Below are 8,480 nucleotides of genomic sequence, written 5' to 3'. Positions count from 1 at the left end.
ATCTAATTGTTGTTCTTTCAACCGATTTTCCATCTCCCCGCGCGGACAATATTTATCCGTATAAAGCTCTGACGGGGTAATTTTTGCCGCAGGTAAAGAGGTCACAACATGACGAATTTTTAAGCCTTCGCTCCCATAACAAACTTTGGTAACAACTCTTCTAAGACGACTCCACGATTTTTCTGTTTGGTAAGTTAAAGAACGATACCAAGTTGAACTAGGCACTAACGTTCTGACTACTTCTAAATCTTCATTTTTCTCAAACAAACTTGACATTAATTCAACAATTGGTTCAAGTTTTTTTGAATATTCGTTTTTAGCTTTCTCAATTGTCTGGTTCGCTCTTAACTTTAATTGGCTATTAGTTGCCATAGCTATTGCATATTCAACGCCTTCTTGTTTTTCACAGAAATTAAATATTTCTTCGCGTGCATAAGCGCTATCGCCGCGCACTAAAATTTGAGTATTTGGCCATTCTTTTCGGGTGATGTTCAATCCGATGATAACGGCTATTTTCTTGATTGAGGATAGTTTCGGGACAATATTCTAGTCGGTTGATTGTACTTTTTCCGGCTAGGCTTCCTTGATTTGATTCTAATTTATCAAGTTTCTCTAAGGCGATGGCTAAAGCTGCATCATGACGTAATTTGTCGTGGTCATTGACATCTTCATAACCTAATACAAGTCCATAAATTCTTTGGGTGACTAATTGCTCAACTGAATAATCTATATAAGACGAATTTCTATAATCTTGGAAAGAATTAGCAAGCGATTTGCTAATTTTTAATTTTTTATCTAATTCTGCTATTAAGATAATTCCGGCATTTGAGGTGATTTTCCCTCCCGAAAAATTAGCGATGATTTCTTTTGATTTAAGTTTTCCTAAATTGAATTGCTTATGCGTGCTGGCTTTTTTTCGATAACTGGGAGTCATAAGCTGATTGATATCAGATTTTTTACTCCTCAATTATAGCAGATTTGTTTACCTGTTAGGTAATGATTAAATTATTTAATTATTATTAAAAAATTGCGATTAATTTTTCATTTTTTCCACCTCTAATTCCTGATAATTTTGAATTAATACCTGTTCACACACTGTTGGATTCGGCAACTGGGTGTTTGCACGCTGAAACCCTTATTCAGTAAGGCTTTTGTGGTTGGCGATCGCCAAGTTTGTGAGAAATGCGGGTAAATCGAGATGCCATTGAGGAGTAGGAACTTCCTCTGGAACAGCAGCAATTATATTCCATAGTTGCTCGCAGTGCATAAAGTCATAATTTATGTTATTATTTACTTGTCTCTTAATTTACCACAATCAATCGCTTTGGATTATAACTTTGATTGGAATTCAGCCAAAGAAAAGCAAAATATTCGCAAGCATCAATTAAATTTTCGTTTAGCATCAACTGTTTTCCGCGATCCTTACCAATTAACAATCTATGATGAAGAACACAGCCAAGATGAAGATAGATGGATTACCATAGGCTTAGATGAAACAGGAATTTTAAGGCTTGTTATCCATACCTTTGAAGAAACCGATCGATCCTCATGTATGATTCGGATTATTTCAGCCCGTAAAGCTACTTTCATTGAAACACAATCTTATCAAGAGAGGCAATTATGAAATCAGAGTATGATTTTTCCAAAGCAGAGCAAGGCAAGTTTTACCATCCTGATGCTACCTTTCATTATCCGATTTATCTGGAACCAGATGTCGAGGAGTTTGTCACTAAAATTGCTGAACATAAAAAGATTGACGTTCAATTTTTGGTCAATGAATGGCTGAGAAATAACATTAAATTAATTCAAAGTATTGAGTAGATTAGGTTGCTATAGAGACAGCCAAACGAATTGCCGAGCGTCGTAAGCAGCAGAGAGAATACTGATGCCAGCAAGCGGTAAATTCGCTCCTAAATTCCGCTTCTGGGTTAGCGCGATCGCATTAAATCATGTCAAAATTGTTCCACTCATCAACTTTAGATACCGATACTCCAATTCAGCTGATAACAAAGGCCATTGCTTTAAAGTTTCATCTCTCAAAATAATCTTTTCAGCTGCATCCCGCGCGATTTCCAAAATTTCCCTATCTTCCAGCAAACTCGCCAAGGCAAAATCCGGTAACCCAGATTGACGACTACCTAAAACTTCTCCAGGCCCGCGAAAACGCATATCCATCTCTGAAATGAAAAAGCCATCTTGGGACTGTTCCAACACATTTAGTCGCTGACGCGCATCTGGTGTTTTAGAATTACTCATTAATAAACAATAAGATTTAGCTGCACCGCGACCGACACGACCCCGCAGTTGATGCAGCTGGGATAAGCCAAAACGTTCGGCATTTTCTACCATCATCACCGTGGCATTAGGCACATCTACACCGACTTCAATTACTGTAGTGGCGACAATAATTTGAGTTTGATTATTGCGAAATAAATTAATCGCCTCATCCTTCTCGGCGGAAGTCATCCGACCGTGAAGTAACCCTACCTTAAATTCGGGAAAAATGGCTTCTGAGAGTCGTTGATGTTCTTCAACAGCCGATCGCAGATCCAACTTTTCCGATTCTTCGACTAAAGGCAATACAATATAAACTTGACGCCCTTGGGCAATTTCCCGACGAATTAAGTCATAGGCTTGGGTGCGTTCCTTCCCCGATAACGCTACTGTATTAATCCCTTGCCGTCCCGGTGGCAATTCATCAATCTGACTGACATCCAAATCCCCATGTAATGTTAGCGCCAAAGTGCGGGGAATGGGTGTCGCTGTCATTGTCAGTACATGAGGTTGTTCGCCTTTTTGCTGTAATTTTGCCCGCTGATGAACGCCAAATCGATGCTGTTCGTCAATTACTACCAAACCGAGGCAAGAGAAGTTCACGGGGTCTTGAATTAAAGCGTGTGTACCTACTAAAAGCGGCAATTCACCTGTTTCTAATTGGGCATGAATTTCCCGACGCTTAGCAGTTTTGGTAGAACCTGTCAATAATTCTACTGGCAAATGCAATAAATTAAACCAACTTACTAATTTCCGATAATGCTGTTCTGCGAGTACTTCAGTGGGAGCCATCAGCGCCCCCTGGTAGCCAGATTGAATTGCGGCGAGTAAGGCGATTACCGCAACTACAGTTTTACCAGAACCGACATCTCCTTGTACCAAACGATTCATCGGCTCTGGTTTTTGCAGGTCATTGAGGATGTCGTTAACTACTCGTTCTTGAGCGTTAGTTAACTGGAAGGGCAACACTTTGTAGAACTGCTCAATTAGTTGACCTGTGGGAGCTAAGATAGCACTAGCTTGAGTTCGACGTAAAATTTGACGACGCTTGAGAAATCCCAATTGGAGGTAGAAAAATTCATCAAAAACCAATCGACGACGTGCAGCATCCTTGGCGGCGCTGTCTGCGGGAAAATGGATGTTGGCGATCGCATCTTTTAACTCGATCAACCCGTACTGGTTCCGCAATACCGCTGGGAGTGGGTCTTGCAACTGCTCGGTTGCGGGTAACGCTGCTAGAGCAGCTTGTCGCAACAAATCGGCTGGAACTCCCTCAGTCAAGGCGTAAATCGGCACCACACGACCGATCGTAATCGATTCGATTGCATCTCCCGGACTAGCCAAAACTTCCAGTTGCGGGTCTTCCAGAGTCAAACCATATTTGTTTTCTTTCACCAAACCAGAAGCTGCAACTATTGCACCAACTGGGTAGCGGTTTTTCAAAGATTCGTGCCAACCTCGATTGCTGTAGCGACTGCCTGCGAAAAATCGGTTGAGCTTGATCTGATCGGGCCCTTCTTGCAGCAACACATCTAAAATCGTCAGTTTTTTATTTTTTGGGCTGCTAAAGCAATTACAGCGCTTTACTTTTCCCACAATCGTCACCGTCTCACCTGCTATGAGGTCGCAAATACTCACCTGACGGGAATAGTCAATGTAGTCGCGGGGATAGTAAAACAGTAAGTCGCGAACCGTTTGCAGTCCGAGTTTTGCTAAATACTGCGCTTTTCTTGGCCCAATTTCAACTAAACTGCTTAGCGGCTGGTCAAGGGATATAGAGATTTTGGATTTTGGATTTTGGATTTGGGCGATTGGGGTAGCAAGGGAATTTTGCCCAGTCTCCAGTCCCTGCGTTTCCTGCGACATTTGCTGGAGAAACAGACGAGCTTCCCCTACCAGGTTTTGTCGTTCTAGAAGTGTGAGGTTCGGATAATCGGCAAATCGATCGGCCATCTCTTGCCACGTTCGTCGCGGTTCAGATGCCATATCCATTGGCGTTTTGCCGAATTCCAGGCAGAGAAACTCACTGAAGCGGTACTGCTTTCCCATCAAGTCTGTGAAGCCGCTTTTTTCCTCTACTTCGAGGGCTTTGTGCAATCGCACCCAATCTGTTGTTTCATTAGTCATTGGTCATCAAAGAATTTTAGATTTTAGATTTTAGATTTTAGATTTTAAAACTGGCTCTCCCGATAAATGTGGCGATCGTAAAATCTTATCTAACTGTAGGGTGGCTTAGGCACAGGCAATAAAGTCGAGCCTCAAAACAAATAATTAAGTTCCCGTGCCGTAACCCACCATCCCTAAATCTGTAAGATCAACTAACATTTTTCACTATTAACCCGAAAGAACCGTCATTTTTTTTATTATCCATTACCCATTTACCAAAGACTTTTCCCAACTATAGCAACCGCTCTCGTCACTTAGAACGTTCTTAATCCCACCAAACCCTTGATTATAGAACCTTCTTCCCCTTCTTCCCCTTCTTTCCCTTCTTTCCCTAGCCCCTAGCCCCTAGCCCCTAGCCCCTAGCTATAAAAATTATTCATCGAACCAGCTGACACGCCAAGCGGATTCGGCTTCAGCAACTGCCCGTTCGCGCTGCTTTTTATGATAATCGCGGCGCAGATTGCTAAGTTTGGCCGAGAGGTTGCGAATCTGGTGCCGCCCAGCTGCCACCGAGGAGTCTGCAAACTCAATCTCTGATAACCGCAGATGAATAGCAATCAGCTGTATTAGGGTCGAGTTTTGCGACTGGCTTGAGCGTAGCATCTCTGTTGGCATTGGCGATCGCCCGCCGTCAGGCATAGCCTGTCCGAAAGGCATAGGAGAATCGTTTTCAGTTTCAATTACCAAGTTTAATAGATTGGGCAGTCCCGGCACGCTATCGCCAGATGCCTCTACTTTGCCAGCGGCTTCCAGAACTGGTTCGGGCAATTTCTTAGATAATATACCCGATCGCTGTAATTGGCGATTTGTGTCGCGAGACACTTTTTGGAGGCTTTTAGCGATCGCATTCTCCAATTTCTCCTGCCAAGCAGCCAATTGCTCTGGGTTGCTCACAGAATCGGTTTGAGGAATGAGTTTTGAGTTTTCAGTTAAAGAATCTAACTCATCTTTGCTCCCCCGCTCAAGATCTCCCCCGCTCAAGAGCTCCCCTACCATTAAGGCGTTTTCGATCTCGGTGAAAGCGTCATTGTTTTTGGAGCTATTTGTAGGAACTTGGGGGGGTACTGCGGCGGTTGGCGAATGCAATTGGGCGAGCAACTTTTGTTTGGCATTTTCGCCCAGCTGGCGAATAGCGTGTTGCAATTGTTGTCGCTGACTGAAAGACAAACTCAGAAATGCGTCAGGGTATCCTTGGGTACACAAATGATAACTTGCCAAGACCAACTGCTGCCGCATTGCCTGCCCCAAGGCTGTCAGGTAACGATCGTAGGTATTGTATAACTCTTGTGCTAGAGCAGAAGTTGCCTCTTCCAGCGCCGCTATATCCCGCTCAATTTTCTCAATTGCTTTCGCCATCACCTTATCACAGCTGCAAAACTTGCAGATCTCCTTTTTTAGGATAAAGCACAAATCAAAAACAGGTCATCCACGTAGATTGACCTGTTTTTGATTTGTGCTACTTAATAATTTGCCACCTAGTTGGTGCCCATTTGAGCTGCAACTTCCTCAGCAAAGTTGCTTTCCTTCTTTTCCAGCCCTTCGCCCAGCACAAACCGGACAAAGCGACGGACTTGGATATTTTCACCCAACTTGGCTACGTGCTGCTTAATCAGTTCATCCACCGAGATATTTTGGTCGCGGATGTATGGCTGATCCATCAAAGTCATTTCTTTGAGGCGTTTGTCAATGCGACCCTCAACAATCTTTTCTTTGATGTTGACTGGCTTGTTCCCCAAGTCATCCCGCCCCATTTCGATCGCCTTTTCCCTCTCAACGATTTCCGAGGGAATGTCGCTGACTTTGACGTACTCCACATTGGGACAAGCCGCAATTTGCATGGCAATGTTTTGCACCAGGCTTTTGAAGTCTTCGTTGCGGGCTACAAAGTCAGTTTGGCAGTTTACTTCTACCAATACCCCAACTCGCCCACCAGTGTGGATGTAGCTGCCTACCAGCCCATCTGTTGCCGATCGTTGTTCGATTGCCCCAGCACGGGCCAGCCCTTTTTGCCGCAGCCATTCAATGGCTTTAGCCATATCACCGTCGGTTTCTTTGAGCGCTTTTTTGCAATCCATCATGCCCACGCCGGTTTTTTGGCGCAGCTCTTGAACTACTTTTGCTGATATTTCCGCCATCTTGTCTGTTCCACTCTGTTAACGTTTTTAACGCTGATTATTCCTCAGTTTCTGCCTCCTCATCTTCTTCGACGAATTCACCATCATCGAAATCGGAGTCTTCTTCAGCGCTGTCGTAATCTTCGTAGTCCTCTTCTGCTTCTGCTTCTAGCTGACCGTGACGACCTTCATAGATGGCGTCAGCCAACTTACCCACTATTAGCTTAATTGACCTGATGGCGTCATCGTTTGCCGGAATGGGAATATCCACCACATCGGGATCGCAGTTTGTATCTAGCAGGGATACGATCGGAATCGATAGCTTCTGGCATTCTTGAACTGCGTTATACTCCCGCCGCTGATCCACAATCACGACTATATCGGGTAGTTTCCGCATCGCCTTGATGCCACCCAGGTATTTTTGCAGCTTTTCCATTTCGCGGCGCAAAACGGCTGCTTCTTTTTTAGGCAGCAGGGCCAGCCCCCCTGTTTCTTCGCGGCGTTCCAATTCTTTCAAGCGCTCTACCCGCGTCTTGATCGTAGCCCAGTTCGTGAGCATCCCGCCTAACCAGCGTTGGTTGATGTAATAAGATCCACAGCGAGCGGCTTCTTGTGCCACAATACCGGCTGCTTGACGTTTGGTGCCGATAAAAAGAAACTTCTTTCCCTGCTCCGCCGCACTACGCATATAGCTGTAAGCGTCTTCCATCAACTGGGCTGTTTGTACCAAGTCAATGATGTGGACTCCATTGCGGGAGGTGTAAATGTAAGGAGACATTTTGGGGTTCCAACGGCGAGTTTGGTGCCCAAAGTGAACTCCAGCCTCCATCATTTGAGCTAAAGAGACAACTGGCATATTTTTTTGAACTCCTTTCGGGTTAAACCTCCATCCGAGCGTATTTCTTGGGACTTATATCTTCCCCAAGAAACACCCGAATTCTCGAATGTGTGATTTTAGACAACATTCCCTAAGCTAGCACAATTTTGCTTAACTCTGGGCAGTTGACATGAGATCATTCAGTTATATCTAGTTCGTGGTTACGGCTGAGCTGGGTAGCTTCCTTAGTTGTAGAATCGTAAGCCCAAGCTTGGATAACTACTTTACCTGTTGGCAAATTAGAAGACTTGATTGTAGCGTTCCAACCTGAGCTTTTATAAGCTGGATTGTTCAATGCTTTGGCAACATCTGGTCTTAATACATTTACGGGAGCAACTGCCAGTACTTTTTTATTGTCTGCTTGGGTGATAATCACACTATCTGCTGTTTTCCCTTTGTTTGCTAGCACAGCCCAGCCGCTCATCTTAACAGGAATGGCTTTGGAAACTTTGTGAGATGCAGAACTGGACTCATTAACTACATCAAAAACACCATATAGGGCACCTGCTGTTGGTGTTTTAAATTTTACTTCATCGACATTTTTTAATTCAGTGCTAGAGCCGCTGACTGTCGAGGATGTTGTCTCAACAGCAGGTGCTGCTGAATTTGGTGCTACGGTCGAGGAATTATCTGGTGAAGTTGGATTAGAAGCGCTTTCAGAGTTGCCAGAGCAAGCAGCTAATGAAATAGCTAGTACCGAAATCACACCTAAAATTTTGGCCTGTGCAAGCATAAGTACGTCTTAGTTTGAAGTTAATTGCTGTACTACTGGAAGCTTTAACTTCCACCAAACACCCACAAGACGGGCAAGGCCCGTTTAAATAACTGTATTAAGATATCATAACTTTGCCAGTTTCTGCTTAGAGTTGTAGGTCTTACTCCCTTCGGGCTACAAGATTATCTATCATTCATTCTTTTTCCCCCTCCCCTCTTACCCCCTCCCCTCTGCCCCTGGAGCCTATTTTTGGGGGTGTGGTCATAATAAGTAGTTGGTTGAAACGAAAAGCTTTTCTTCTGGGCCTTGTCCCCCTTGTCCCCCTTGTCCCCCT

The 8,480-nt window shown here is 44.1% G+C and carries 8 protein-coding genes and 1 pseudogene; 2 read left to right on the top strand and 7 right to left on the bottom strand.

Going from position 1 to position 8,480, the window contains the following annotated elements:
- Both LAY57_RS34110 and LAY57_RS36060 read right to left on the bottom strand, forming a co-directional pair.
- Positions 1-934 (bottom strand): annotated as a pseudogene (locus LAY57_RS34110) (transposase); the annotation flags it as partial.
- A 201-nt stretch (positions 935-1,135) separates the two neighbouring features.
- Complete coding sequence (locus LAY57_RS36060) at positions 1,136-1,267, bottom strand: hypothetical protein (RefSeq protein WP_275994477.1); 132 nt, start codon at positions 1,265-1,267, stop codon at positions 1,136-1,138.
- Between the two features lie 27 nt (positions 1,268-1,294).
- Here LAY57_RS36060 and LAY57_RS34105 point away from each other — a divergent pair, with 27 nt between their 5' ends.
- Positions 1,295-1,624: a BrnT family toxin gene (locus tag LAY57_RS34105; protein ID WP_249071673.1), complete on the top strand. Its 330-nt coding sequence runs from the start codon at positions 1,295-1,297 to the stop codon at positions 1,622-1,624.
- Entirely contained in the window at positions 1,621-1,821 is a 201-nt protein-coding gene (locus LAY57_RS34100) for a hypothetical protein (RefSeq protein WP_249071671.1), read from the top strand. The genes LAY57_RS34105 and LAY57_RS34100 overlap by 4 nt, the downstream gene beginning before the upstream one ends.
- A 126-nt stretch (positions 1,822-1,947) precedes the next feature.
- On the opposite strand, the gene recG is transcribed toward LAY57_RS34100, so the two are convergent.
- The 5 genes from recG to LAY57_RS34075 form a co-directional block, all read right to left on the bottom strand.
- Positions 1,948-4,401: an ATP-dependent DNA helicase RecG gene (recG, locus tag LAY57_RS34095; protein ID WP_249071669.1), complete on the bottom strand. Its 2,454-nt coding sequence runs from the start codon at positions 4,399-4,401 to the stop codon at positions 1,948-1,950.
- Between the two features lie 411 nt (positions 4,402-4,812).
- Entirely contained in the window at positions 4,813-5,796 is a 984-nt protein-coding gene (locus tag LAY57_RS34090; protein ID WP_249071667.1) for a hypothetical protein, read from the bottom strand.
- 119 nt (positions 5,797-5,915) lie between these two features.
- On the bottom strand, positions 5,916-6,575 hold the full coding sequence (gene tsf / locus LAY57_RS34085) for a translation elongation factor Ts (protein ID WP_249071665.1): 660 nt from the start codon (positions 6,573-6,575) through the stop codon (positions 5,916-5,918).
- A 37-nt stretch (positions 6,576-6,612) separates the two neighbouring features.
- On the bottom strand, positions 6,613-7,410 hold the full coding sequence (gene rpsB, locus LAY57_RS34080) for a 30S ribosomal protein S2 (RefSeq protein ID WP_249071664.1): 798 nt from the start codon (positions 7,408-7,410) through the stop codon (positions 6,613-6,615).
- Between the two features lie 157 nt (positions 7,411-7,567).
- On the bottom strand, positions 7,568-8,164 hold the full coding sequence (locus tag LAY57_RS34075) for a hypothetical protein (protein ID WP_249071661.1): 597 nt from the start codon (positions 8,162-8,164) through the stop codon (positions 7,568-7,570).
- Between the last annotated feature and the right edge of the window lie 316 nt (positions 8,165-8,480).

It is taken from the genome of Argonema antarcticum A004/B2, from assembly GCF_023333585.1.
GTDB classification, from domain to species: domain Bacteria; phylum Cyanobacteriota; class Cyanobacteriia; order Cyanobacteriales; family Aerosakkonemataceae; genus Argonema; species Argonema antarcticum.
Note: the sequence above shows the minus strand (reverse complement) of the source record. Positions and strands in the feature narration are given on the sequence as shown.

Excerpts from the sequence above, each read along its gene's own strand:
- LAY57_RS36060 (WP_275994477.1), bottom strand. The coding sequence starts at position 1,267 with ATGCACTGCGAGCAACTATGGAATATAATTGCTGCTGTTCCAGAGGAA.
- LAY57_RS34100 (WP_249071671.1), top strand. The coding sequence starts at position 1,621 with ATGAAATCAGAGTATGATTTTTCCAAAGCAGAGCAAGGCAAGTTTTAC.
- recG (WP_249071669.1), bottom strand. The coding sequence starts at position 4,401 with ATGACTAATGAAACAACAGATTGGGTGCGATTGCACAAAGCCCTCGAA.
- LAY57_RS34090 (WP_249071667.1), bottom strand. The coding sequence starts at position 5,796 with ATGGCGAAAGCAATTGAGAAAATTGAGCGGGATATAGCGGCGCTGGAA.
- tsf (WP_249071665.1), bottom strand. The coding sequence starts at position 6,575 with ATGGCGGAAATATCAGCAAAAGTAGTTCAAGAGCTGCGCCAAAAAACC.
- rpsB (WP_249071664.1), bottom strand. The coding sequence starts at position 7,410 with ATGCCAGTTGTCTCTTTAGCTCAAATGATGGAGGCTGGAGTTCACTTT.
- LAY57_RS34075 (WP_249071661.1), bottom strand. The coding sequence starts at position 8,164 with ATGCTTGCACAGGCCAAAATTTTAGGTGTGATTTCGGTACTAGCTATT.